The organism is Paenibacillus sinensis (genome assembly GCF_019904155.1).
Taxonomy (GTDB): Bacteria; Bacillota; Bacilli; order Paenibacillales; family Paenibacillaceae; genus Paenibacillus_AQ; species Paenibacillus_AQ sinensis.
Window position 1 is genome coordinate 46182 of the sequence record NZ_JAHCMB010000037.1, and the last position, 21865, is coordinate 68046.

The following is a 21865-nucleotide window of genomic DNA, read 5'->3' on the forward strand; positions in this document are numbered from 1 at the left end:
TTTTCTCCGAAACTGTTTAGGAGGTGTCAGGCTAAAGTGGCAAAAACTTCGATGAAAGTTAAACAACAACGTGCGCCTAAATTCAAAGTGCGTGCTTACACACGCTGCGAGCGTTGCGGTCGTCCACATTCGGTACTGCAAAAGTTCAAGATCTGCAGAATTTGCTTCCGTGAATTAGCTTATAAAGGCCAGATTCCTGGCGTGAAAAAAGCAAGCTGGTAAGAAGTTTATATACGGGAAGGAGGTTTACACCAAATGACTATGTCTGATCCTATCGCAGATATGCTGACACGCATTCGTAACGCCAACATCGTGCGTCACGAGACGGTTGAGCTGCCTGCTTCGACATTGAAAAAACAAATCGCCGACATCCTGAAGCGTGAAGGCTTCATCCGCGATGCGGAATTTGTTGAAGATAACAAACAAGGGATTATCCGTATTTTCCTGAAATACGGCCCGAACCAAGAGCGTGTAATTTCCGGTCTGAAGAGAATCAGCAAACCGGGCCTGCGCGTCTACACGAAGAGCAATGAAGTTCCTCGCGTACTCGGCGGACTGGGCATCGCGATCATCTCCACTTCCAAGGGAGTTATGACCGACAAAGAAGCTCGTCAAGCAAAATCCGGCGGCGAAGTGCTCGCCTACGTTTGGTAATCACGTCACAAGATAAGGAGGTGCAACACACATGTCTCGTATTGGTCGCAAACCAATCACAGTGCCTAGCGGTGTAGACGTAACGGTCAACAACACGGTCATCACCGTTAAAGGTCCTAAAGGTACTTTGACTCGTGAACTTCATAAGGATATGAAGGTTACGGTTGAAAATAACGAAATCACTGTTGTTCGTCCTTCGGACAACAAATTGCATCGTTCTCTTCACGGCACAACCCGCTCCGTTGTCAACAACATGGTTAGCGGTGTGACGGAAGGCTTCTCCAAATCTCTGGAGCTGGTCGGGGTCGGATACCGTGCCAACAAATCCGGAGATAAGATCGTTCTGAACGTCGGATACTCCCACCCGGTTGAAATCACACCGGAGCCGGGCATCGAGTTCGAAGTTCCTGCCAACACGAAAATCATCGTTAAAGGCATCGACAAAGAACGTGTAGGCGCATATGCCGCCAAAATTCGTTCCGTACGTGAACCTGAGCCATACAAGGGCAAAGGTATCAAGTATGAAGGCGAACGCATCATTCGTAAGGAAGGTAAAGCCGGTAAGAAGAAATAAGCCGGCTGACCTCAATTTTAGGATGCTTCGGGCATCCTGAGCCAACTGCCTTAAGGCAACCTGAAGGGAGTGAAAAGGAAGTCATGATTACCAAAGAGGATAAAAATAAAGCACGTATCAAAAGACATCTGCGTGTACGTAAGAAAATCCAGGGTACGGCTGAACGTCCGCGTCTGAATGTGTTCCGTTCTTCCAAGCACATCTACGCTCAACTGATCGACGACGTGAGCGGTGTAACGATCGTCTCCGCATCCACACAGGATAAGGAGCTGAAAGGATCCATTGGCAACGGCGGCAGCGTTGAAGCTGCAGCGAAAGTGGGCCAACTGGTTGCTGAACGTGCCAAAGCCAAGGGAGCTACTGTTGTGGTATTTGACCGCGGAGGGTATCTGTATCATGGACGGATTCAGGCACTTGCTGATGCAGCTCGTGAAGCTGGTCTTGAATTCTAGAAACATTCTTAAAAGGAGGTTAACGACTTGCGTGTAGATCCAAACACTTTAGAGCTGACAGAAAGAGTTGTCCACATTAACCGCGTAGCTAAAGTTGTAAAAGGCGGACGCCGTTTCAGCTTCAGCGCACTGGTTGTTGTCGGCGATGGCAAAGGCTGGGTCGGTGCAGGTATCGGTAAAGCCGGAGAAGTTCCGGATGCGATCCGCAAAGGCATCGAAGACGCCAAGAAAAACCTGATCCAAGTTCCGCTCGTAGGAACAACGATCCCTCACCTGGTTACCGGACATTTCGGCGCTGGACGTGTGCTGCTGAAGCCGGCTTCCCAAGGTACTGGCGTTATCGCCGGCGGCCCTGTACGTGCGGTACTGGAACTGGCTGGCGTAGGCGACATTTTGACTAAATCCTTAGGTTCTTCGAACTCCATGAACATGGTCAATGCAACTTTGGAGGGTCTGTCCCGTCTGAAGCGCATTGAAGAAGTCGCGAAACTTCGCGGCAAATCTGTCGAAGAGCTTCGCGGTTAAGGAGGGGAACGTCAATGGCTAAACTGCAAATCACCCTCGTGCGCAGCTTGATCGGACGTCCGGAAACACAACGTGTGACCGTTAAGACGCTCGGCCTGCGTAAACTTAATTCGACTGTGGTTCACAACGATAATCCTGCGATTCGCGGTATGATCAATAAAGTGAGCCATCTCGTATCCGTAACCGAAATTGAAGGCTAAGTTAGCCTTTCACCACTAATAGACATAAGGAGGTGCAAACGATGAAGTTACATGAACTCGCTCCGGCTCCTGGATCCCGCAAAGAACGCAATCGCGTAGGCCGCGGTACATCCAGCGGTAATGGTAAAACATCCGGCCGTGGTCATAAAGGTCAAAACTCTCGTTCCGGCGGTGGTGTTCGTCCGGGCTTCGAAGGTGGTCAAAACCCACTCTATCGTCGTCTGCCTAAGCGTGGTTTCGTCAATCCTACTCGTAAAGAGTACGCGATTGTGAACCTGGAGGAACTCAACAGCTTTGCAGAAGGAACGGCAGTAACGCCTGCTCTGCTGGTTGAATCCGGCGTAGTGAAGAACACGAAAAGCGGCATTAAGATCCTTGGCAACGGTGAAATCACTGTCAAACTTACGGTTCAAGCAAACAAATTCTCTCAATCTGCGGTAGAGAAAATCGAAGCTGCCGGCGGTAAAACCGAGGTGATCTAATGTTCAAGACGCTTAAGAATATATGGCATGTTGAAGATTTGCGCAAAAAGATTCTGTTTACCCTGTTTGTTTTTATCATCTACCGCATCGGATCGTTCGTGCCGGTTCCCGGCGTGGACAAAACTGTGCTTCAAGCGACAGGTAACGAGGCGGGCAACGCCCTGATGAGCTTGTTCAACACGTTCTCGGGTGGAGCGCTTAAAAACTTCTCCATTTTTGCGATCAGCATTTACCCGTACATCACGGCTTCCATTATCGTGCAGCTTCTGTCGATGGATGTCGTGCCGAAATTTGCCGAATGGGCAAAGCAAGGGGAACACGGTAAGAAACAGCTGGCGCAGATTACCCGTTACGGTACGGTTGTGCTGGCTCTGGTGCAGGGCTTCGCAACCTCGATCGGTTTCAATCGCATCTATAACACTCAAATGATGCCGAATGCAACGATCGCTGATTACCTGCTCGTGGCTATCATTTTGACGGCAGGCACATCATTCCTGATGTGGCTTGGTGAGCAGATCACCGAGAGGGGAATTGGAAACGGGATTTCGATCCTGATTTTTGCGGGAATCGTCGCAGGCATTCCGGGATACTTCACGGCAACGGCTCAATCGAGCTTCATTCAGCCGGGCCAGACATTCCTGAATATTCTTAAAGTGGCGGTCGTTGTAATCGTGGTTATAGCGGTCATTGTCGGTGTAATCTTCGTTCAACAGGGTATTCGGAAGATTCCTGTACAATATGCCAAACGCGTAGTCGGCAATAAAATGTACGGTGGACAGAATACGCATATTCCGCTTAAAATCAATGCTGCGGGCGTTATTCCGGTTATCTTCGCCGTATCGCTCCTTCAGTTCCCGATTGTGATCGCCAACTTCTGGTCGACTCATGCCTGGGCGAAGTGGGTCAGCACCCACCTCTGGTATGACAAACCGCTCGGCATGGTGCTTTATGTCATCATGATCATCGGATTTACGTTCTTCTACACGTTTGTTCAGATGAATCCGCAGCAGATGGCCGACAACATGAAGAAGAACGGCGGTTACATTCCTGGTATACGTCCGGGTAAGGCAACTGAGAAGTATTTGACCCGGGTTATGTCCCGTCTGACAATGTCAGGCGCGATTTTCCTGGCTCTGATCTCCATACTTCCCGTCTTCTTTGGCAACGTAACCGGCCTCCCTCGTTCGGTAAAGATCGGCGGCACCTCGCTGCTTATCGTAATCGGCGTCGCGCTGGATACTATGAAGCAGATTGAGAGCCAGCTGATTAAACGCCATTACAAAGGCTTTATTAACAAATAGGCGATAGGTTCCGGTGAAGCTGCTTTGTCCTTGTCTTCCCGGCGCCTATTGTGCTGTTTCTTGCCTGGTGGCGATCCTGCTATAGGGGAGAGACTTAAACGTGAATATCCTTTTCATGGGCCCGCCTGGAGCAGGCAAAGGGACACAGGCCGCAGTGATCGTGAAGGAACTCGGCATTCCGCATATTTCGACGGGGGATGCTTTCCGCCTTGCGATTAAGCAGGGTACGCCTGTCGGGCTGAAAGCCAAGTCTTTTATTGATCAAGGCTTGCTGGTACCGGACGATGTTACGATTGGTATTGTGGAAGAGCGACTGCAGCAGTCCGATTGCGAAAAAGGTTTTCTGCTGGACGGCTTTCCAAGAACTCTTTCGCAAGCGGAAGCGCTGGATGAGCTTCTTGCCCGCTTGAACACTTCGCTGGATCATGTGATCAACCTGAACGTGGACCGCGGACTGCTGATGGCCCGTCTTACCGGACGGCGTATCTGCACCGTGTGCGGAGCATCGTATCACTTGATCTTCAATCCGCCGAAACAGGATGGCGTCTGCGATCTTGACGGCGGCGCGCTGTATCAGCGCCCTGATGACAACGAAGAGAGCGTCGGCAAGCGCTTGGACGAGTATGACAACAAGACGGCGCCGCTGCTTCACTTTTATGAGAATAAAGGTCTGCTGCGGCAGGTTAACGGGGAAAACGAAATCGACGTCGTTTCCTCCGAAATTGTATCTTTACTGCGAGGTTAGTGTAATGATCATCTGTAAGTCCGAACAGGAACTTGGATTTATGAGAGAAGCGGGACGAATTGTTGCCGAGACACACCGTCTTATGGCTCAGGCCATAGAGCCTGGAATTACGACCGGAGAGCTCGATAGAATCGCCGATCAATACATTCGCAGTCAAGGTGCTGTGCCGTCATTCAAAGGCTACAACGGTTTTCCTGCCAGCATTTGCGCGTCAGTCAACGAACAGTTGGTGCATGGTTTCCCGAATAAACGCAAACTGGTGGAAGGCGATATCGTGTCGCTGGACATCGGAGCGCAGTACAAGGGATACCACGGCGATTCCGCCTGGACCTACGGGGTTGGAACTATTTCCGAAGAAGCCCAGCGTCTGCTGGATGTAACGGAAGGCTCCCTGTTTGCCGGTCTTGAGCTGGTTAAGCCGGAGGTGCGCCTGTTTACAATCTCCCACGCCATTCAAAAATACATCGAAGACGCCGGCTTCTCGGTGGTACGCGAGTATGTGGGACACGGCGTTGGGGCAGAACTGCATGAAGAACCGCAAATTCCGAACTATGGCATTGCGGACCGCGGACCGCGGCTGAAGCCAGGCATGGTGCTTGCGATTGAGCCAATGGTCAATGCCGGCAAACGTTATGTCCGGACGCTGGAAGATAACTGGACGGTCGTTACGGTAGACGGCTCCCTGTGCGCTCACTTTGAGCACACGGTTGCGGTTACGCCGGATGGCATGGAAATTTTCACTCAACTGAATGCGTAGGTGATCGTGTTGAATGCCGAGAGCAGCGCGCAGATCGGTCAAGTGGTGAAGATTCTCAAAGGCAAAGAAGCCGGAGAGATAGCCGTGGTCATCGCTGTTGTAGACAGCAGGTTTGTGTATATTGCGGACGGAGGCAAACGAAAGTTTGACAGCCCCAAGAAGAAGAATATTCTTCATCTGGAGCTGACTCCGGTTATCAGCAGTGAAGTTGTGAACAGTCTGAAGGAAACCGGCCGGGTCACGAATGGCAAGCTGCGCTTCGCAGTATTGGATTTCGAACGGTCCGCCGGAACAAGCGCTATGAAGAAAGGAGAATAACTGTGGCTAAAGAGGACGTCATTGAAGTGGAAGGCACAGTCATAGAGCCGTTGCCTAACGCGACGTTTAAGGTGGAACTGGAGAACGGTCATCAGATTCTTGCCCATGTATCGGGTAAGCTGCGGATGCACTTTATCCGGATTCTGACCGGCGACAAAGTGGTTGTACAGTTATCGCCTTATGATTTGACCAAAGGGCGCATAACGTATCGGAAATAGATGGATTCGGGCACTTGCCGCGAGGCGAATGCCGCGTTAATGCCTATGAAGCCAGTTTTACAGCATGTAGAGCTGCGCTTGGACGAAGTCAGTTTTACTGCCTGTAGAACCATGCTTAGACTTTCGAAGTCGGTTTTGCTGAGCAAAACTTTTAGGAGGTAATCATCATGAAGGTAAGACCTTCTGTAAAACCCATTTGCGAAAAATGCAAAGTCATTCGCCGCAAAGGGACAGTTATGGTAATTTGCGAAAATCCGAAGCACAAACAAAAACAAGGTTAAAGAAGGGGGTGTAGCGTAAAATGGCTCGTATAGCTGGAGTGGATTTGCCACGTGACAAACGCGTTGAGATCGCCTTGACTTATATTTTCGGAATCGGTAGAACAACTTCCCAGAAGATTCTGAAAGAAACAGGGATTGACGTTAACACACGTGTCCGTGATCTGACGGAAGATGAAGTTAGCAAACTGCGTGAAACGATCGACAAATCGGTCAAAGTGGAAGGCGACCTGCGTCGTGAAATTTCCTTGAATATTAAGCGTCTCACTGAGATCGGCTGCTACCGCGGTGTTCGTCATCGTCGTGGCCTGCCTGTTCGCGGTCAACGCACCAAGACCAATGCCCGTACCCGGAAAGGCCCGCGTCGTACGGTAGCAAACAAGAAGAAATAATAAGGGGTGATAAGAGACAATGGCTAAACCTAAAAAAGTCGTACGTACAAAGCGTCGCGACCGTAAAAATATCGAATCCGGCGTGGCACATATCCGTTCCACGTTCAACAACACCATCGTTACCATCACGGATCCTCATGGCAACGCGATTTCCTGGGCAAGCTCCGGCGGCCAAGGATTCAAGGGTTCCCGTAAGTCGACTCCGTTCGCAGCACAGATGGCAGCAGAAGTTGCAGCCAAGGCAGCAATGGAGCACGGCATGAAGAACGTCGAAGTTATGGTTAAAGGACCGGGCGCGGGCCGCGAGGCAGCCATCCGTTCCCTTCAAGCCGCTGGCCTTGAAGTTAACCTCATTAAAGACGTCACTCCGGTTCCACACAATGGATGCCGTCCGCCGAAGCGTCGCCGCGTATAGTGAATCAGCAATGTGAATGTGGTATAAAACCGGCAACATTTGCTAATAATGCTTGTTTAGGCATACTACATGATACACCTGATGGGGTGACAGTTTCATATAGGAGCGACGTTGAAGGAGGGTACACTCGTGATAGAAATCGAAAAGCCGAAGATCGAGACCGTAGAAGCCAATGATGAAGGAACCTATGGGAAATTCGTAGTAGAACCGCTGGAACGTGGATATGGCACGACTCTGGGGAACTCGCTTCGCCGGATCCTGTTGTCCTCCCTTCCGGGAGCCGCAGTGACCTCGGTCCAAATTGACGGCGTTCTGCATGAGTTCTCCACCGTTCCCGGCGTAATGGAAGACGTGACCGAAATCATTTTGAACCTCAAAGCTCTTTCCCTGAAGATTCATTCAGACGAAGAGAAAGTGTTCGAGATTGATGCTGAGGGGGAAGGCGTCGTAACCGCAGGTGACATCCGTGCGGACAGCGATGTTGAGATCCTTAACCCGGACCTTCACATTGCAACGCTGGGACCAGGCGCGAGACTTCACATGCGTATTTTTGCAGGCCGAGGTCGCGGCTATGTCCAAGCGGACCGCAACAAGCGCGAAGATCAGCCGATCGGCGTTATTCCGGTTGATTCCATCTACACTCCGATTTCCCGTGTGAACTACACGATCGACAACACTCGTGTTGGTCAAGTTACCAACTATGACAAGTTGACGATGGAAATCTGGACGGATGGCAGTATCAGACCGGAAGAGGCTGTCAGCCTCGGGGCCAAAATTTTGAATGAGCATCTTGTTCTCTTCGTAGGTCTTACCGACGAAGCGAAGGATGCCGAAATTATGGTCGAGAAGGAAGAAGACAAGAAAGAAAAAGTGCTTGAGATGACAATCGAAGAGCTGGATCTCTCGGTCCGTTCCTATAACTGTCTCAAACGCGCCGGCATCAACACGGTGCAGGAGCTTACCACGAAGACTGAAGAAGATATGATGAAGGTCCGCAACCTGGGCCGCAAATCTTTGGAAGAAGTTCAAGAGAAGCTCGAAGAGCTCGGTTTGGGTCTCCGCACCGAAGAATAAGCGAGTAGATTGAGTAAGCAGAGGAGGGAAAAACATGGCATACCAAAAGTTGGGCCGTGATTCCAGTGCGCGTAAAGCGTTGTTCCGCGACCTGGTAACGGACCTGTTCTTATACGAGCGCATCCAAACCACGGAAGCGAAAGCGAAGGAAGTACGTTCCATCGCTGAAAAACTGATCACCAAAGCGAAGAAAGGCGATCTGCATGCACGTCGTCAAGTCGCTGCATTCGTTCGTCGTGAAACGGTTGACGGTGAGCAGGACGCTATCCAGAAGCTGTTTGCGGAAATCGCGCCTCGCTACACGGAACGTGCTGGTGGATACACTCGTATCCTGAAACTCGGACCGCGTCGCGGCGACTCCGCGCCTATGGTTTATCTGGAACTGGTAGACCGCGCGTAAGATCAAACAGCAAGTTTCGATTTCCCGATTGGTCCCTGATCCTGTCTCATCCGGGAAGGAGAGGGATGATCACTGTTAATGTACCAGTGGAATATGGCCCGGCTCTTCTTACGGCTTAAGACAGCCTTTGCCGTTCAGTAATGTATGAACAGGCAGGATGTTGCAAGCTGGGAGAGACGGCGTCATGTCCCAGCTCCTACTAGGCGGCGTGATCTACCGGATATCTGCATAGGTGTCCGCCAGTCGTGCAGTAACCGCGGAAATCCGCTTGTTCAATGAAGGAGCTCCCGAAGGGGCTTCTTTTTTTGTGGAGAAGACATGGGTTCATGTGTTAGGTTATGAGGGAATGATAGGGGGCCAACAAGCAGTTGGGAGTTAGCCCCCTGGCCATGTGTCATTTTTGGGATGTTTGTTGGGGAAGGAGAGCAGCATGCGCAACTTGTTCATGAAAGTGACCTATGACGGCACGAATTACTTCGGTTTTCAGACGCAGCCTGAAGGAAATACGGTTCAGGATTTGCTGGAGCAGGCTGTGGCCCATCTGACGGGGGAGAGCGTGAAGATTACCGCTTCGGGACGGACGGATGCGGGCGTACATGCCTATGGGCAGCCTTTTAACTTCGAAACGGCTTCGCAGATTCCCCTGGAGCGCTGGTGCCTCGCCTTAAATGCACGGCTGCCGGAGGATATTGTTGTCACGGAAGCTCATGAAGTGGCGCTCTCCTTCCATTCCCGCCGGGCAGCCAAACGGAAGACGTACCGATACACAATCAACGGCAACCGGTTCCCGGACCCGTTTCAGCTTCGCTATCAGTTCCATCATCCGGTTGCGCTTGATGTACAAGCGATGGAAGAAGGACTGAAGAGGCTGATCGGAACCTATGACTATACCTCCTTTGCATCCAGAAAATCGACCAAAACCTCGCATGTCCGCACGATCTTCTCTGCGCATATGGAGATTGACCGCAGTATGTGCCGGCCGAATTCCTCGGATCAGGGAGTGATCCATACCTATATAACGGGCAGCGGCTTTCTGCAGCATATGGTCCGAATTATTATGGGGACACTGATCCTGGTGGGAGAGGGCAAGCGTAAGCCCGAGGATATAGACGGTATTCTGGCTGCGTGTAACCGTGCGGCGGCCGGTCCTACGGCTATGGCTAAGGGACTTGCGCTCTGGAATGTGAGCTATGAAAATCTTGGGGGGTAGTTGGATATTTCGGTTCAAAAAAACTGGAATAATCCCGAAAAATCCCTTGCACTAGCCCGTATTATCATGTAAAATAAAAGTTGTGTTTTCTTGATGGCTATCCCACAGCCCCGATCAAGATTACACCCTAAATGCTTTACCCGACACTTAAAAATGCAATTTCCATGAGAAATCAGATATACGAGATTTTCGTACGAGAACGAGGAGGAAATATTCATGCGTACCACCTACATGGCGAAGCCGAACGAAGTAGAACGCAACTGGCATATCATCGATGCCGAAGGCAAAACACTCGGCCGTCTGGCAAGTGAAGCCGCTGCTCTGATCCGCGGCAAGCACAAACCGCAATTCACACCTCATGTTGACACTGGCGATTTCGTTATCGTCATCAACGCTGAGAAGATCCACCTGACCGGCAAGAAACTGCAGAACAAGAAATACTACCGTCACTCGCTGCATCCGGGCGGTCTGAAAGTTACGAACGCTCAGGACCTGCTGAACACCAAACCGGAGCGCGTAATCGAATCTGCCGTACATGGCATGATTCCTAAGACTCGTCAAGGCAATGCAATGAAGCTGAGACTGAAAGTCTATGCCGGCGCCGAGCATCCACACGCAGCACAAAAACCTGAAGTTTACGAACTTCGCGGATAAAATAAGGAGGACAGTTTCATGGCACAAGTACAATACTATGGGACAGGTCGTCGTAAACATTCGGTAGCACGTGTACGCCTCGTACCGGGTGAAGGACGCATTGTCATTAACAAACGCGACATCAACGAATATTTTGGTCTGGAAACACTCAAGCTGATCGTTAAGCAACCGCTGAACCTGACGGAAACGCTGGGCAGCTACGACGTTCTGGTAATCGCTCATGGCGGCGGTATCTCCGGTCAAGCCGGTGCTATCCGTCATGGTATCTCCCGCGCTCTGCTAAAAGCAGATCCGGAATACCGTTCTTCCCTGAAGAAAGCCGGTTTCCTGACTCGTGACCCACGTATGAAGGAACGTAAGAAATACGGCCTCAAAGCCGCTCGTCGCGCTCCTCAGTTCTCGAAACGTTAAGAATCGCATAGCATCAAGGAATTTCAGCCCTTGGCCGTTTTGGTCAGGGGCTTTAATTTTGTCCACAGGAAGCGCCGTGACCATATTTTGACCATATTCTATTCACCTCTTTTGAATTCGACCACATTTGAACCCGTAATCGGCTGCTCGGATTCCATGAATTTTTCGAACCGGTTGGCCTTGACCTCTTTCACTGCCTTGGTTACGTGAGTATAAACATTCATGGTGATTTTTATGTCGGAGTGGCCTAACTGTTCCTGTACCTCTTTAATCGTCGCGCCCGCTTCGAATTGCATGGAAGCGTGAGTGTGTCTTAGCCCGTGTACCGTTATGGGATGCAGATTATGTTTCTTTACAAGTGAGTCTAAGAGGTCATTTGGGTAAGCCAATCTCAATGGAGTTACACCGTCATTCCGAGTGAATAAAAATTTAATTGGCCCAGATTCATTACGTGCTAATTGCCGCTCCTTTTGGATTGTGAGGAGTTTCTTAAGCACACCTAGTGTTGTGTCGTCTGCGCGCAGAACGCGCCTTGAGGCGGCCGTTTTGGAGGTGAGAGTGTAAAATATGCCATCTTCGAAGTATAAAGTTTTGTCGTAGGTAATGGTTTTAGCTTTAAAATCAATATCCAATTCCCCAATTGCAAGAACTTCACCTTTGCGACCTCCCGTATAGATCGATGTGTGGAAAATCGCATAGTCTCGGTATTCGCATTCTCTCTTTGTAATTCCTAAAAATTTTTTGGCTTCGTGTCTCTCCCAATAGTTTCGTTCTGAATCGGCGTCTGAAGCATAATGTTCTTCTTCAGGTTTCGGAATTTTAGATTTCTTCATGGGATTAGATTTAATAATGTCTTGCTCGATTGCAAACTCAAATATTTGGTTGGCATACATCTTCATGTTGTCAACGGTTTTTATCTTTTTGGACATTTTGTTGATTACTTCCTGACAATATGCTTTTGTAATATCCTTCATCTTCAACTCCCCGAAATGAGGAAGGAGCTGCTGTTTAAATTTAGATTTCACAGATTTTCTAGTAGGTGGCTTGAATCCCGGTGAGTTCGTTGCATACCAAAGGTTATAAACTTCCTTGAAGGTTACGAATTTGTCCAATACAGTGAATGTTCCATCCGCAATTTCTTTTTCCACTTGAGCAGCATCAAGCTGCGCTTCCTTCTTTGTCCTAAACCCTCGTTTTGTAGATGGCTTGCGCTTGCCTGTCTCGGGATTAATTGCCCCATAATACTTATAGAGCCAACGGGAACCATCTTTCGTTTCATACTTCTGGAAACTCGCCATTTAGCGCGATCCCTCCTTACCAATCCAATCTCCGGGTCATTGCTCGATCCCGGGCCATCAACATATCCACGCTGTGCATGTGGATAACAAATTTTCTGCGAGACAATCCATATCGGAATAGCAACTCATGCACTTGGAGCGTCACGCAGCCATCGAAGCATACGATATCCTGCTGAAGGACGGAAGTCCCGTCAAAACCTTGCATCTCGTCCTGGTCAATTTCCAGCAATCGTCCGCCGATCGGCAGTTCAATTTCTCGGCAATTCATCAGCGTCCATTCATCCAGAATCACAATCATCTGCGACGGCCCGTCCAATGTACCGGACGGATCGTAGTAAACCATGAACTGCGGTTCTTGAGGATCAATAGGTTTCACCTCCTTTCGTGGAATGCCGGCGGCGGCAGTTTCCGACATCATGGCGCCTTCGGCTTCTCGCCTTACGATCTGGTCATAGCGTTTGCTGGCAAGCTCTGTCCCGACCGCAAACGTCTCGGCCAATTGGTTTACGGCCTGTTGGCGGTCCGGAGAGAATTCCATCTGCTCAATCATGCTGAAGGGCATTAGGGCGTACATAACGAACTGTTCGGCATCTTCTTCCTGATATCTGACGAATGATTCTGGCAAAACAAGTTGGTTTCCATAATGCCGAAGCAGGTGGCCTAGCTCATGCAAAAAGTCAGCGCGTTGCTCTTGGGGGGAGCGGCGCTCATCCAGCACAATGAGATACTTCCCAAAAGGGGTCAAGAAGGAGGCTCCTTTTAACGCTTCGATGGTTGTATATTCAACGATGATGTTCATACTTTTAGCGATGTTTGAAATTGTGATATCAACCGGAAGACCGATCTTATGCTGTATGTATAATTCCTCAACATAATCCTCCAGATGGGTTCTTTTGTAATGTTTGAACATAGTTACCTCCTGATTACGAATGTACGTTCGTATGTATGGGTGTGCAGAATCAGCCTGACAGCTGATGCTACAGAATTTACTTTTCGTCTTCGGAAGAGCGTTTGATTATTTCCCAAACTTTCCGCAAGTCTTTGATTCTTTCTTCAGGAGCCTCAAGTAGTTCTTTAAAAAATAAACTGTTTTCTGGGTCATTAATAAATGCCTCAAACTCAGTATTCTCTTTAGTTTTATTGTCTAACGAACTTTCGATAAGAAAATCTGTAGTTACATTGAAGTAGTCTGCAATTATTTGAACTGCTCCCATTCTGGGACTGGTTAAATTATTTTCCCATCGTGAAACCATGCTCTTACTGAAAGAAGTGTGGTACTTGCTGTTAATTTCCTTTACGAACTGGTCTAAACTTAACTTTCTATCTGACCTTAGTTTTTTCAAGAGATCACCAAACATGAACTACACTCCTTATTAATATTATGTACATCTAATATAATACACGCGTGGTTCCTATTATGCAACAAATNCATTGTTTATCTACTCGTTTAATCTGATGGTGTTCCTAATACGGAACGAAAGGAGGGGCATAGATGGCAGGAATGTCACCAAAGATATCCCGAAGAAGGCAACCATATTCAAAAATTAAAGTTTATCTGTACCAAAATAATATTCCGCAGGTTGAAGTTGGGGTGGCGATTGGCAAGACTAGTAGCGCAATTAATCAGAAATTGAACGGGACTGGAGGAGATTTTTCATTAAATGAAGCAAGAGCACTTTGTGAGAAATTTGGCATACCGAAGGAGTTTTTTTTTGAATTAGACGTTCCTATAAAGGAACATAACGAATTGGATGGTGAGTAATGTGAATTCTCCAATCATCCAAGTCGTAATTGACCCGGATTACGTGCGTCAGATCGCTGAGGCGGAGATGCAGAGGTTGATGAAAGACCGCGGTCCCGGAGTTTGGTGGGACATGAAGCGCTTAGAGCAGGAGACTTGTCGGAAACGGGAATGGCTTTTAGAAAATGTTCTGCTCAATCCGGCCTTCAAAAAGGAAATGAAGGCAATCACTAACGGATGCGAGGGCGGACGGTGGATGTTTCGAGGAACAGAAATGCAACGCTTCTTGGACGAGCATTTCCACGACCTTAACCGCCCCCGCTGACTAGCATTACCGTTCATTGACACATTCATACGTACCATGATTCACAAGGTTCCAAAATCAGGAAAACAAAATTTTGTGTTTTCTGCAACTGAAAGGGGTGATGCAGAGATAGTTAGAGCGGAGACGTCAAAGGCGTCCGCAGAAAGGAGCAATCATATGAAAAGTGATGCGTTGATTGAAAGCAAGTCCCTGCGAGAATCTTATGTCGATCGTACGGAGGTACTGGAAAAGGTTAAGAAGCTTATGCTTCTACCGGATGATGTGAACGCAAGTATGGAGCAGGTAGCCGATTATTACGAGGTTCCTAAGCAGACGATCAACAGCTTGATCTTCGATAATCGGGAAGAGTTGCATTCGGACGGCTTGAGAACATTGACCGGGGAGGAACTGAATTCCTTTAAGGAATTGGGTTTGGTTGGTAAAAATGCTTCTGCATTCACCGTCATTCCCAGACGAGCAATCCTCCGAATCGGAATGCTTCTTCGAGACAGTACCATTGCCCAAACCGTGCGGACAAGATTGCTGGATGCCGAAGAGACTCTTCGGCACATGACGCCTCTGGAAATGCTGGCGCATTTGGCGCAGCAGGCAGTGGAGAAGGAAAAGGCGGATGCAGAACGCGACAAGGAAGTGCAGCGACTGCGCAGCGGGCTGGACACTCTGACTGATAACCTGACGGCTGTTCCGGATCAGGCAAAGGTGGTTGACCTTGTGCATGAGTATGTTCGCTGGACTCGATTTGACCATAAGGAAACCTATAACCTCGTCTACGGAATCATGTTGGATCAGCACGGTATTGATGTTCCCCGCGTCATGGAGAACGAGCGAAAACGGCTGAATGACCAGCGAATCGCGGAAACCGGAAAGCCATATGCCGAAAAGACGCTCAAAAGTAGAGTTTCCGGCATTACCATAATGGTCCGCATGGGCGTGCTGGACAAGTTCCACGCAATACTGGTCGGATTGCTGGCAAAGGAAAAGGCAGGGCGGCATCTATGACTCTCGAACACCTTGCCCGCCTGTGGTTCCACAAGCCAGCGCAGCACGCCGTACTGGTCAAGAATATTAAACGAAAGGAGAGACGCACGTGAATAGAAAAGCCTATCTTGAACAACTCGATTCCTTGATACACCGAGTTAATTCAAAGGAATTGACCGACAGCGAAGGGTTGCAAATCTTGTTTGGGATCGTAGAAGCATTCTTCAAGGAGCAGGAGCAATTCCTGGAGAAAACTACTCGCAAAATTGATGAGTTTGACCGGGAAATTGGAGACCTGCAAGCTGTGGAAATCGCTCAGATACTCGCTTTGTCCTTCATTGCCGAGAAAGGAATGACCATTGAATTTGATGCCTTTATGGCAAAAGAAATCACGGATGCGTTGAGTAACACCAATACACTTCCGTTGAATTAGGAGGGATGAAATGAATACAGGCTTGGAATTAGCCCGACAGGTTATCTCCGAGGGCCGTAACAGGATCAGCCTACGGGAGGCTCGTTTGAATTGCCGCAAGGAGCTTAAAGAAGCTGCAGAGATTGCTGGGGTTACAGAGCGCACAATGAAAAAGTGGGAAATGGATTGTGGCGGAACAGACATGTTCCTTTTCAACAAACTTTGCAAGGCATATCAGATTTCACCAACACATGTCTATGCAGGAAAGGAATCGGATCTGTTGGAAGCCAGAGCAGAATTCTACAGGAAGGAGGTTATGGAACATGTCGTTGGATGACTGGAATGATTTCTCGAAATTTGCGGATATCAAAAAAGATTTGATTGAACTGATTGCTTGCGTAGCGAATGATGAACTTTTTACCGCAGACCATGCAGCGGAAAAGGCAAAGACCATTTTGGAGAAGGTCATTGAATATAAGGACAACATAGTTCGGGAGTTCCTTCAGGATCAGGCTAATAAAAAGCAAAATCGCCCCAACGCGGTTACTTTGGCGAGTACGCGTTAAGGCGATATCAATACAAATCAATGGGTAACTCTTGGCGCCATTATACCGTCCTGCGGTGTCAGGCGTCAAGGGCGTTCCCATAAATTAGGAGCGTGTAAATTATGTCAATCATATTGTCTTCGGCCTTCATGGCCGGTAAGAATTATAACCTTCAGTCTGCCCGGAGACCGGCTAATTATACGGACCGGGTGATCGTCAATGCCCGTCATATCGTCCGTACCCGGGGCGTCAGCGCCTTACTGTCGCTTTGGAAGCAGGAACTGGACAAGCGTCCGGAAGAGGATCGCTCGACCTGCTGGCGGCCTCTCCTGCGGACTGCGCACGCCGTGGTATGGGAGCGGTATGCCCGGGATGGTGAGACGCTTGAAGTAGGCTGCGATTTCGCAGAGGTCGAGCCGGGCGTCTGGTTGCCTTATGTCTGGGCGCATGCGACCAGTGGGCCGAAACGGTCTGCAAAGTGGTTTGCCGATCCGGAGCGGAACGTCTTCATTAATTGGCACTAGGGGGGGGATTGGGATGACTGAGCGGACCATAGAAATATCAAGCCTCATGAAAGCATGGGGCTGCGGAGAACGACGTCCAGACAGTGAATTTGAGGGTTTGCTGCAAGGTATCGGATTTGACTGGACGGACTTCCATAATGACTTTGACGCCTTCTTGGATCGGTTTAAATCCCTGTTCGGCCAAGTGCCATTCCAGCAGGTAATGACCGTTTTGGAACAGATCATGTGGCGCGTGGAGGACAGCACAGCGCAGATGGAATCCTTCCTGCGCGCTGTCTTCGGGGAGGTGCCTAATGCGTAATAAGCAGGGGACGTTGCAGCATCAGCTTGTACAACGTTGGTACGATCTTGATGAGCGCCTTACGGAAGTCGGGCTTTTTATAGCCGAATTGGATGAGCTGGCAAGTGAAGGCTTTAGTGGCTCTGTATTCAACACAGCTATTTATCGCGTCCTGGACAAAGAACACCGGACTATTCAGGAAGAACAGAAGTTCATCGAAGGGCTGGGCATTCCGGAGCTGGCGCGGGTGGATAAAAACAATCAAGAGTAGGTGGAGGCATGGCACGGCCAAAGAAGGAGGGCATGGAATACTTCCCTCATGATACGGATGCAGTGAACGACGAGAAAATAGAGGCCATGCGCGCCTTATTTGGTAATGACGGCTACGCCTTCTATTTCATCCTTTTGGAACGCATTTACCGGAGCGAAAACGGGGAATTGGATGTGTCCAGCTTCACGGTGCGAACTGCCCTAATAAAGAAACTCGGAATAGACCAGGATCAATTTAGTCCTATGCTCGAAGCAGCATTTGAAATAGGTTTATTTGATCCAATGCATTATGAAATGCACCAGTGCATTACCAGTTTAGGAGTGAAAAAAAGGCACAATGAAGTAGAAAAGATGCGGAGCAAGTGGCGCAAAAAGAAGGGTCAAAATGATAGAATCGAGGTTATTTCTGGAGATAACGCTTATGATGCGGATGTTTTCCCCGGGGATAATGACGAAAAAAAGGGGTTTTCCCCTGAGAAAGGTACACAAAGTAAAGTAAAGGAAAGTAAAGTAAATAAAAATATTAAAAACATATGTGCGGATTCGCCTGCGGCAGAATCACACACCGATGAATATCACACTGATTTTGAACGATTTTGGGATGTGTTCCCTAAGGCAAGGCGAAGGGATAAAGCGAAAGCATACACCGCTTGGAAAAAGAAAGTAAAGGCAGCCGAACGCGAAGACCTGATACGCTGCACTATTCTTTACTCGCAAGACACTAATGCGATCGGTAAGGACGGAGCGTTTGCAAAGATGCCGACGACTTACCTAAATGCCGGCACCTATAAAGACTATTTAACGGGAGGAATCGGAAATGAAGAGCACGGGCGAAACTCTGTCGGGCATGCTGGAGGAAATCAAACAAAGGGCCAATACGCTTTCCTCGATGAAAACGAACCCTACACAGGAGGAAAGATCGAACCTGACCCGTCCGTCTTTTGAATGCGAGATTTGCCAGGATGAAGAGTGGGTGCTGATTCAGGAGTTTGACGATAACGGGAAAAAGACCAAGGATTACGCTAGACCATGTGAATGCGCTGCTAAGAAGAGAGTTAAGCGGCTAATGTCTTCCAGCAAGATTACGGAAGAGTTTCAGCGTAAGACATTTTCGAATTTCGAACAGAATGGTCGGCCGCAAATTGTCCTTCAGGCGTTCCAAACGGCCCGGGATTACGTGATTAACTACGAAGAAATCAAAGGGAAGCGCCGGAATAGCATTGCGCTCTTAGGTCGTCCAGGCTGCGGTAAGACGCATTTGCTTATGGCAGTAGCGAACAACCTTATCTCCAAGGGTGTAGAGGTAGTCTACTTCCCGTGGGTTGAGGGATTCAACGAGATTAAGGACGATTTTGACAAGATGGAGGAGCGAATGAGTCGATTGCGGCGGTGTGAGGTGCTTTACATCGATGATATGTTTAAGGGTCGGAAGGAGCCGACCGACTTCCAACTCGAACAGCTATTCGGAATCGTTAATTTCCGCTATCTGGAGAACAAACCAATCATGATCAGCTCGGAGAAGACGATGGAACAAATTTGTGAATTCGATGAAGGAACAGGAAGCCGGATCAACGAGATGTGCAGGGATTACAAAAAAACGCTCACTGGTGGCATAGAGCTTAATTACCGGTTCCAATGACAATGAGTGCGCGTCTGATAGACTATAACCCTTATCTTGGTCATAAGGACGAAGTCGTTCAGCAGAACATGGGGCTGGTATATCATATCGCAAACAAGTTCCGTGGATACATTAACCAGGGGATAGGGTATGAAGATTTAGCTTCGGAGGGTTCGATAGGATTGCTTAAAGCCTTTGAATACTTCGACCCTACCAAGGTTGAGGGTGGTGTTAAATTCGCCACTTATGCCGGAAGAATGATCCAAGGTTATATTCAGACCTTCATATCCACGAAAGGGTCAAGTGTAAAGACTCCGCGCGGGATATTGGCGATTATTAGCGCGATAAACAAACATTGTTTGTGGGATGCTACCTCTTCGCAAATTGCGGAAAAGTTAGATTATTCCATAGGTGAAGTGGAAGAGGCTCTTCACTATCTTGAGAATCGAAACGTCGCTTCCCTTGATCTTCAGGCAAATGAAGAATCGGAGTCGATTTCTTTAATGGGGTTGATTCCAAGCAAAGATGATTCTACACACATATTCGTAGCCGAGTTCATTGAAAGCCTCGGCCAGCGCGAACAATCCATGATTAAGATGTTCATGGCTGGCGTAACGCAAAAAGAAATGGCTGAAGAGCTAGGCATGTCACAGTCCTATATTTCTCGGCTTATGCTGCGGATCGGAAAGAAGTATAAAAAATATCTAGGGATAACAGGAAGCGAGGAAATGAGAATGAAAAGCGAAGTGGTTACGCGGAGGATCACAGCAGAAGAGGCCAAGCAGCACGGAGTCAAGACAATTCTGGATGAAATTGAATGGTTCACGGATTCGGCGCTGCCTGATACACCGAGTATTGGTCTCAATTTATCTGGCGCTCATATTAATGTCGCCGCCGCGAAGGAAATAGGCTGCGCGATCGGAGACTTTCTGCAATTGGGGTTCAATGCTTCGGGAAACCGGCTGGTTATCCGAAAGGGATCACCTGGGATAAAGGCCCGTAAGGCATTTGGAAAGGAAGGCAGCGTCAACATCGTGAGCAAGGCCCTTGTCGCGTGGCTTGAATCGAAGGATGTTGTTCGCCAGCGCTATGCGCTTGAATTTGACGAAACGACTGGCACTCATTTTATAAAACTTGAAATTGGCTCGACGGAAGCGGAGACGGCATGAGATGGACCTGTCTGCCAGAGAAACCGCTGACCAGATCCGGGAGCTAATGCGACACATCAAGGATCAATTCGATGCCAACGCCGAAACCATCGCCTTCTGTGATGGGGAAGCGATTGACCTTTATCACGCACTTGAATTTATTGACGAGCAGCGGGCCGAGGAATTGGGCCTGACGCAGCAGTTCCGTGAAAACCGCCGACGCCGCCGGGCGGCCAAAGACGACAATGAGTTGTGGCTGCCGCTCTATGAAATGGTTACAGATCAGAATGCCGATTTACCTGATGATATCAACAAAGCACGACGTCGAGTACAGGAGACAGCGAGAAAGCACGCTGGCCGCCGGTACACGGTAAAGACGCGCGAGGACCTTCAGGCTGAATTTGATCGGTCGAATAGAGGAAAGAAAGGAGTGGAAGGGTTAAATAGCCATTGAAACCATAGGGAGTTGATCGCCTTGGATTCTTACGATTTCTATATCACTCCGGAAGATTACGAACGTGCGAAAGCCAACGGCATTACAAGCCGGACGCTTGAGAAGCGTATTCGTGATCGGGGATGGTCGAAAGAGCGGGCGATCACAGAACCGGTTCAGAAAAAGACTAATCTCCTGAAGTGGCGCCGATTGGCTGAGGAAAACGGCATTCCTCCAAATGCATTTTACAAGAGGGTGCGCGTTTCGGGTTGGAGCCTGGAAAGAGCTGCAACTGAGGCTCTCATAGATAAAGCGGATCGCCTACGACAGTACAGCAAACAGAATGCAGAGAAAAATCGAAGGTACCCACTTGAAATAATTGCCTTGGCAGAGAGAAACGGCATTTCGTATAACCTATTCAAGGAGCGTGTGAGTAAATACGGTTGGAGTTTAGAGCGAGCAGCCACTGAACCCAAGGTTAGCCCTTCAGAAAGCGGGCGTCGTGGGAAAGAGTGGGTCATGAAAAACGTCGGCAACATTTACTTGCTTAATCGATACTGGCGAAAAATATGAGTGAAACGCGCAGGAATTATTCCAAATATTATTCCGAAGGGACAAATGACATGAAAGAAATCCCGAATTACATTGTCGCATCGCCCGGCCAGCATCTGCCGGTTAAGCAAATGGACCTTAAAGGCGAAGGGCTTGGATGGTTCGATCCGAACACCGGAGAAATTGCGATTGAGCAGGGATTGGACCCTGTGGGTAAACATCACATTTTGTTCCATGAGATGATTCACCTGGCGGCCGAGAAGATCGAGCAGGCCGGACTCGCCTCACCTCCATCAGAAGAGTTCGTCACCTACCTAACCGGCGCTCTGTTCCCGATGATCGTAATGTCCGGGTTGTGGGATGGAGTGAAGCCCGAAGAGGCGGCGGAGTTCTTCAGTACACCGGATGAATGACGGTTGTCAAAATCGACTCAAATTATTCCGTAAATTATTCCAAAAATTATTCCTGGGGAGGTGGCGGCGTGCAAATGGAATTATTCCCGTCGCCAGAAGGTCCGGAAAGAGATAGTTCTAAAAATCCGATGATTCAGGTTTACGGTACCGGACCGAAGGATGCGACTTGTAAAGGCTGCCGGCACTTAGAGTCTTGGGGCAGTGCAAACACTTATTACAAATGCGGATTGCGAAAGAACACGCACGGACGAGCTACCGACCACAAGGT

Annotated in this window: 38 protein-coding genes; 35 read left to right on the forward strand and 3 right to left on the reverse strand. The window is 48.9% G+C overall.

Going from position 1 to position 21865, the window contains the following annotated elements; all coding sequences use genetic code 11:
* The first annotated feature begins 36 nt into the window (after positions 1–36).
* From KIH86_RS03400 to rpsI, 20 genes are all read left to right on the forward strand, one after another.
* The gene (locus tag KIH86_RS03400; RefSeq protein ID WP_010348808.1) at positions 37–222 is read left to right on the forward strand and encodes a type Z 30S ribosomal protein S14; all 186 of its coding nucleotides are present in this window, start codon (positions 37–39) and stop codon (positions 220–222) included.
* 33 nt (positions 223–255) lie between these two features.
* Complete coding sequence (rpsH, locus tag KIH86_RS03405; protein WP_038698995.1) at positions 256–654, forward strand: 30S ribosomal protein S8; 399 nt, start codon at positions 256–258, stop codon at positions 652–654.
* 31 nt (positions 655–685) lie between these two features.
* Complete coding sequence (gene rplF / locus KIH86_RS03410; protein ID WP_038698994.1) at positions 686–1228, forward strand: 50S ribosomal protein L6; 543 nt, start codon at positions 686–688, stop codon at positions 1226–1228.
* A gap of 83 nt (positions 1229–1311) precedes the next feature.
* A complete protein-coding gene (rplR, locus tag KIH86_RS03415; RefSeq protein WP_223080872.1) occupies positions 1312–1680 on the forward strand; it encodes a 50S ribosomal protein L18 in 369 nt (122 codons plus the stop codon).
* 27 nt (positions 1681–1707) lie between these two features.
* Positions 1708–2205, forward strand: a complete 498-nt coding sequence (rpsE, locus tag KIH86_RS03420; RefSeq protein ID WP_038698987.1) for a 30S ribosomal protein S5 — start codon at positions 1708–1710, stop codon at positions 2203–2205.
* Positions 2206–2219: 14 nt separating this feature from the next.
* Positions 2220–2405 (forward strand): 50S ribosomal protein L30, encoded by a 186-nt coding sequence (gene rpmD / locus KIH86_RS03425; RefSeq protein ID WP_223080873.1) that lies wholly within the window; start codon positions 2220–2222, stop codon positions 2403–2405.
* A gap of 41 nt (positions 2406–2446) precedes the next feature.
* Positions 2447–2887 (forward strand): 50S ribosomal protein L15, encoded by a 441-nt coding sequence (gene rplO / locus KIH86_RS03430; protein WP_038698983.1) that lies wholly within the window; start codon positions 2447–2449, stop codon positions 2885–2887.
* Positions 2887–4188 (forward strand): preprotein translocase subunit SecY, encoded by a 1302-nt coding sequence (secY, locus tag KIH86_RS03435; protein ID WP_038698981.1) that lies wholly within the window; start codon positions 2887–2889, stop codon positions 4186–4188. The genes rplO and secY overlap by 1 nt, the downstream gene beginning before the upstream one ends.
* Before the next feature lie 100 nt (positions 4189–4288).
* On the forward strand, positions 4289–4933 hold the full coding sequence (locus KIH86_RS03440; RefSeq protein ID WP_223080874.1) for an adenylate kinase: 645 nt from the start codon (positions 4289–4291) through the stop codon (positions 4931–4933).
* A gap of 4 nt (positions 4934–4937) precedes the next feature.
* Positions 4938–5690 (forward strand): type I methionyl aminopeptidase, encoded by a 753-nt coding sequence (gene map, locus KIH86_RS03445; RefSeq protein WP_223080875.1) that lies wholly within the window; start codon positions 4938–4940, stop codon positions 5688–5690.
* Positions 5691–5699: 9 nt separating this feature from the next.
* Positions 5700–6008, forward strand: a complete 309-nt coding sequence (locus KIH86_RS03450) for a KOW domain-containing RNA-binding protein (RefSeq protein ID WP_223080876.1) — start codon at positions 5700–5702, stop codon at positions 6006–6008.
* Positions 6009–6010: 2 nt separating this feature from the next.
* A complete protein-coding gene (gene infA / locus KIH86_RS03455) occupies positions 6011–6226 on the forward strand; it encodes a translation initiation factor IF-1 (RefSeq protein WP_006212898.1) in 216 nt (71 codons plus the stop codon).
* Between the two features lie 167 nt (positions 6227–6393).
* Positions 6394–6507 (forward strand): 50S ribosomal protein L36, encoded by a 114-nt coding sequence (gene rpmJ / locus KIH86_RS03460; protein ID WP_003322638.1) that lies wholly within the window; start codon positions 6394–6396, stop codon positions 6505–6507.
* A gap of 20 nt (positions 6508–6527) precedes the next feature.
* On the forward strand, positions 6528–6896 hold the full coding sequence (rpsM, locus tag KIH86_RS03465; protein WP_025693041.1) for a 30S ribosomal protein S13: 369 nt from the start codon (positions 6528–6530) through the stop codon (positions 6894–6896).
* 19 nt (positions 6897–6915) lie between these two features.
* Positions 6916–7311, forward strand: a complete 396-nt coding sequence (rpsK, locus tag KIH86_RS03470; protein ID WP_025693042.1) for a 30S ribosomal protein S11 — start codon at positions 6916–6918, stop codon at positions 7309–7311.
* A gap of 129 nt (positions 7312–7440) precedes the next feature.
* Positions 7441–8385 carry a DNA-directed RNA polymerase subunit alpha gene (locus KIH86_RS03475; RefSeq protein WP_025693043.1) on the forward strand — a complete coding sequence of 315 codons (945 nt, stop codon included), beginning with the start codon at positions 7441–7443 and terminating at the stop codon, positions 8383–8385.
* Positions 8386–8419: 34 nt separating this feature from the next.
* A complete protein-coding gene (rplQ, locus tag KIH86_RS03480; protein WP_038698974.1) occupies positions 8420–8785 on the forward strand; it encodes a 50S ribosomal protein L17 in 366 nt (121 codons plus the stop codon).
* Positions 8786–9215: 430 nt separating this feature from the next.
* Positions 9216–9995 (forward strand): tRNA pseudouridine(38-40) synthase TruA, encoded by a 780-nt coding sequence (gene truA, locus KIH86_RS03485; RefSeq protein WP_223080877.1) that lies wholly within the window; start codon positions 9216–9218, stop codon positions 9993–9995.
* 216 nt (positions 9996–10211) lie between these two features.
* Positions 10212–10649: a 50S ribosomal protein L13 gene (rplM, locus tag KIH86_RS03490; RefSeq protein ID WP_223080878.1), complete on the forward strand. Its 438-nt coding sequence runs from the start codon at positions 10212–10214 to the stop codon at positions 10647–10649.
* An 18-nt stretch (positions 10650–10667) separates the two neighbouring features.
* On the forward strand, positions 10668–11060 hold the full coding sequence (gene rpsI, locus KIH86_RS03495) for a 30S ribosomal protein S9 (RefSeq protein WP_038698970.1): 393 nt from the start codon (positions 10668–10670) through the stop codon (positions 11058–11060).
* Positions 11061–11158: 98 nt separating this feature from the next.
* Here the strand turns inward: rpsI and KIH86_RS03500 are convergent, their stop codons facing one another.
* The 3 genes from KIH86_RS03500 to KIH86_RS03510 form a co-directional block, all read right to left on the reverse strand.
* Complete coding sequence (locus KIH86_RS03500) at positions 11159–12358, reverse strand: site-specific integrase (RefSeq protein ID WP_223080879.1); 1200 nt, start codon at positions 12356–12358, stop codon at positions 11159–11161.
* A 16-nt stretch (positions 12359–12374) separates the two neighbouring features.
* Positions 12375–13268, reverse strand: coding sequence for an ImmA/IrrE family metallo-endopeptidase (locus KIH86_RS03505; protein ID WP_223080880.1), 894 nt, complete (start codon positions 13266–13268; stop codon positions 12375–12377).
* A 76-nt stretch (positions 13269–13344) separates the two neighbouring features.
* Positions 13345–13716, reverse strand: a complete 372-nt coding sequence (locus KIH86_RS03510; protein WP_223080881.1) for a helix-turn-helix domain-containing protein — start codon at positions 13714–13716, stop codon at positions 13345–13347.
* A 134-nt stretch (positions 13717–13850) separates the two neighbouring features.
* Here KIH86_RS03510 and KIH86_RS03515 point away from each other — a divergent pair, with 134 nt between their 5' ends.
* From KIH86_RS03515 to KIH86_RS03585, 15 genes are all read left to right on the forward strand, one after another.
* A complete protein-coding gene (locus KIH86_RS03515; protein ID WP_223080882.1) occupies positions 13851–14120 on the forward strand; it encodes an XRE family transcriptional regulator in 270 nt (89 codons plus the stop codon).
* Complete coding sequence (locus KIH86_RS03520) at positions 14113–14424, forward strand: DUF771 domain-containing protein (protein ID WP_235775243.1); 312 nt, start codon at positions 14113–14115, stop codon at positions 14422–14424. Before KIH86_RS03515 ends, KIH86_RS03520 begins: the two co-directional genes overlap by 8 nt.
* Positions 14425–14460: 36 nt before the next feature.
* Entirely contained in the window at positions 14461–15423 is a 963-nt protein-coding gene (locus KIH86_RS03525) for a hypothetical protein (protein ID WP_223110297.1), read from the forward strand.
* 88 nt (positions 15424–15511) lie between these two features.
* Positions 15512–15835 carry a hypothetical protein gene (locus KIH86_RS03530; RefSeq protein WP_223080885.1) on the forward strand — a complete coding sequence of 108 codons (324 nt, stop codon included), beginning with the start codon at positions 15512–15514 and terminating at the stop codon, positions 15833–15835.
* Positions 15836–15845: 10 nt separating this feature from the next.
* Positions 15846–16151 carry a hypothetical protein gene (locus KIH86_RS03535; RefSeq protein ID WP_223080886.1) on the forward strand — a complete coding sequence of 102 codons (306 nt, stop codon included), beginning with the start codon at positions 15846–15848 and terminating at the stop codon, positions 16149–16151.
* Entirely contained in the window at positions 16138–16380 is a 243-nt protein-coding gene (locus tag KIH86_RS03540) for a hypothetical protein (RefSeq protein WP_223080887.1), read from the forward strand. Before KIH86_RS03535 ends, KIH86_RS03540 begins: the two co-directional genes overlap by 14 nt.
* A 101-nt stretch (positions 16381–16481) precedes the next feature.
* A complete protein-coding gene (locus tag KIH86_RS03545) occupies positions 16482–16883 on the forward strand; it encodes a hypothetical protein (RefSeq protein WP_223080888.1) in 402 nt (133 codons plus the stop codon).
* A gap of 13 nt (positions 16884–16896) precedes the next feature.
* Positions 16897–17184 carry a hypothetical protein gene (locus tag KIH86_RS03550; protein WP_223080889.1) on the forward strand — a complete coding sequence of 96 codons (288 nt, stop codon included), beginning with the start codon at positions 16897–16899 and terminating at the stop codon, positions 17182–17184.
* Positions 17177–17434: a hypothetical protein gene (locus tag KIH86_RS03555; protein ID WP_223080890.1), complete on the forward strand. Its 258-nt coding sequence runs from the start codon at positions 17177–17179 to the stop codon at positions 17432–17434. Before KIH86_RS03550 ends, KIH86_RS03555 begins: the two co-directional genes overlap by 8 nt.
* Positions 17435–17442: 8 nt before the next feature.
* Positions 17443–18378, forward strand: a complete 936-nt coding sequence (locus tag KIH86_RS03560; protein WP_223080891.1) for a DUF4373 domain-containing protein — start codon at positions 17443–17445, stop codon at positions 18376–18378.
* Positions 18323–19072, forward strand: coding sequence for an ATP-binding protein (locus KIH86_RS03565; protein ID WP_235775244.1), 750 nt, complete (start codon positions 18323–18325; stop codon positions 19070–19072). Before KIH86_RS03560 ends, KIH86_RS03565 begins: the two co-directional genes overlap by 56 nt.
* A 2-nt stretch (positions 19073–19074) precedes the next feature.
* A complete protein-coding gene (locus KIH86_RS03570; protein ID WP_223080892.1) occupies positions 19075–20220 on the forward strand; it encodes a sigma-70 family RNA polymerase sigma factor in 1146 nt (381 codons plus the stop codon).
* 1 nt (position 20221) lies between these two features.
* A complete protein-coding gene (locus tag KIH86_RS03575) occupies positions 20222–20653 on the forward strand; it encodes a hypothetical protein (RefSeq protein WP_223080893.1) in 432 nt (143 codons plus the stop codon).
* Positions 20654–20674: 21 nt separating this feature from the next.
* Complete coding sequence (locus KIH86_RS03580) at positions 20675–21205, forward strand: hypothetical protein (protein ID WP_223080894.1); 531 nt, start codon at positions 20675–20677, stop codon at positions 21203–21205.
* On the forward strand, positions 21202–21597 hold the full coding sequence (locus tag KIH86_RS03585) for a hypothetical protein (RefSeq protein WP_223110298.1): 396 nt from the start codon (positions 21202–21204) through the stop codon (positions 21595–21597). Before KIH86_RS03580 ends, KIH86_RS03585 begins: the two co-directional genes overlap by 4 nt.
* Positions 21598–21865 lie beyond the last annotated feature (268 nt).

Bases quoted from the DNA above. Each gene is read 5' to 3' on its own strand.
- rpmJ (WP_003322638.1), top strand. From the start codon at position 6,394: ATGAAGGTAAGACCTTCTGTAAAACCCATTTGCGAAAAATGCAAAGTC.
- KIH86_RS03510 (WP_223080881.1), bottom strand. From the start codon at position 13,716: ATGTTTGGTGATCTCTTGAAAAAACTAAGGTCAGATAGAAAGTTAAGT.
- KIH86_RS03515 (WP_223080882.1), top strand. From the start codon at position 13,851: ATGGCAGGAATGTCACCAAAGATATCCCGAAGAAGGCAACCATATTCA.
- truA (WP_223080877.1), top strand. From the start codon at position 9,216: ATGCGCAACTTGTTCATGAAAGTGACCTATGACGGCACGAATTACTTC.
- KIH86_RS03525 (WP_223110297.1), top strand. From the start codon at position 14,461: ATGATTCACAAGGTTCCAAAATCAGGAAAACAAAATTTTGTGTTTTCT.
- rpsK (WP_025693042.1), top strand. From the start codon at position 6,916: ATGGCTAAACCTAAAAAAGTCGTACGTACAAAGCGTCGCGACCGTAAA.
- KIH86_RS03500 (WP_223080879.1), bottom strand. From the start codon at position 12,358: ATGGCGAGTTTCCAGAAGTATGAAACGAAAGATGGTTCCCGTTGGCTC.
- rpsM (WP_025693041.1), top strand. From the start codon at position 6,528: ATGGCTCGTATAGCTGGAGTGGATTTGCCACGTGACAAACGCGTTGAG.
- rpmD (WP_223080873.1), top strand. From the start codon at position 2,220: ATGGCTAAACTGCAAATCACCCTCGTGCGCAGCTTGATCGGACGTCCG.
- rplF (WP_038698994.1), top strand. From the start codon at position 686: ATGTCTCGTATTGGTCGCAAACCAATCACAGTGCCTAGCGGTGTAGAC.
- KIH86_RS03560 (WP_223080891.1), top strand. From the start codon at position 17,443: ATGGCACGGCCAAAGAAGGAGGGCATGGAATACTTCCCTCATGATACG.
- map (WP_223080875.1), top strand. From the start codon at position 4,938: ATGATCATCTGTAAGTCCGAACAGGAACTTGGATTTATGAGAGAAGCG.
- rpsH (WP_038698995.1), top strand. From the start codon at position 256: ATGACTATGTCTGATCCTATCGCAGATATGCTGACACGCATTCGTAAC.
- KIH86_RS03535 (WP_223080886.1), top strand. From the start codon at position 15,846: ATGAATACAGGCTTGGAATTAGCCCGACAGGTTATCTCCGAGGGCCGT.
- rplQ (WP_038698974.1), top strand. From the start codon at position 8,420: ATGGCATACCAAAAGTTGGGCCGTGATTCCAGTGCGCGTAAAGCGTTG.
- KIH86_RS03505 (WP_223080880.1), bottom strand. From the start codon at position 13,268: ATGTTCAAACATTACAAAAGAACCCATCTGGAGGATTATGTTGAGGAA.
- KIH86_RS03555 (WP_223080890.1), top strand. From the start codon at position 17,177: ATGCGTAATAAGCAGGGGACGTTGCAGCATCAGCTTGTACAACGTTGG.
- KIH86_RS03585 (WP_223110298.1), top strand. From the start codon at position 21,202: ATGAGTGAAACGCGCAGGAATTATTCCAAATATTATTCCGAAGGGACA.
- KIH86_RS03570 (WP_223080892.1), top strand. From the start codon at position 19,075: ATGAGTGCGCGTCTGATAGACTATAACCCTTATCTTGGTCATAAGGAC.
- KIH86_RS03575 (WP_223080893.1), top strand. From the start codon at position 20,222: ATGGACCTGTCTGCCAGAGAAACCGCTGACCAGATCCGGGAGCTAATG.
- rplM (WP_223080878.1), top strand. From the start codon at position 10,212: ATGCGTACCACCTACATGGCGAAGCCGAACGAAGTAGAACGCAACTGG.
- rplO (WP_038698983.1), top strand. From the start codon at position 2,447: ATGAAGTTACATGAACTCGCTCCGGCTCCTGGATCCCGCAAAGAACGC.
- KIH86_RS03545 (WP_223080888.1), top strand. From the start codon at position 16,482: ATGTCAATCATATTGTCTTCGGCCTTCATGGCCGGTAAGAATTATAAC.
- KIH86_RS03540 (WP_223080887.1), top strand. From the start codon at position 16,138: ATGTCGTTGGATGACTGGAATGATTTCTCGAAATTTGCGGATATCAAA.
- rplR (WP_223080872.1), top strand. From the start codon at position 1,312: ATGATTACCAAAGAGGATAAAAATAAAGCACGTATCAAAAGACATCTG.
- rpsI (WP_038698970.1), top strand. From the start codon at position 10,668: ATGGCACAAGTACAATACTATGGGACAGGTCGTCGTAAACATTCGGTA.
- secY (WP_038698981.1), top strand. From the start codon at position 2,887: ATGTTCAAGACGCTTAAGAATATATGGCATGTTGAAGATTTGCGCAAA.
- KIH86_RS03565 (WP_235775244.1), top strand. From the start codon at position 18,323: ATGAAAACGAACCCTACACAGGAGGAAAGATCGAACCTGACCCGTCCG.
- KIH86_RS03550 (WP_223080889.1), top strand. From the start codon at position 16,897: ATGACTGAGCGGACCATAGAAATATCAAGCCTCATGAAAGCATGGGGC.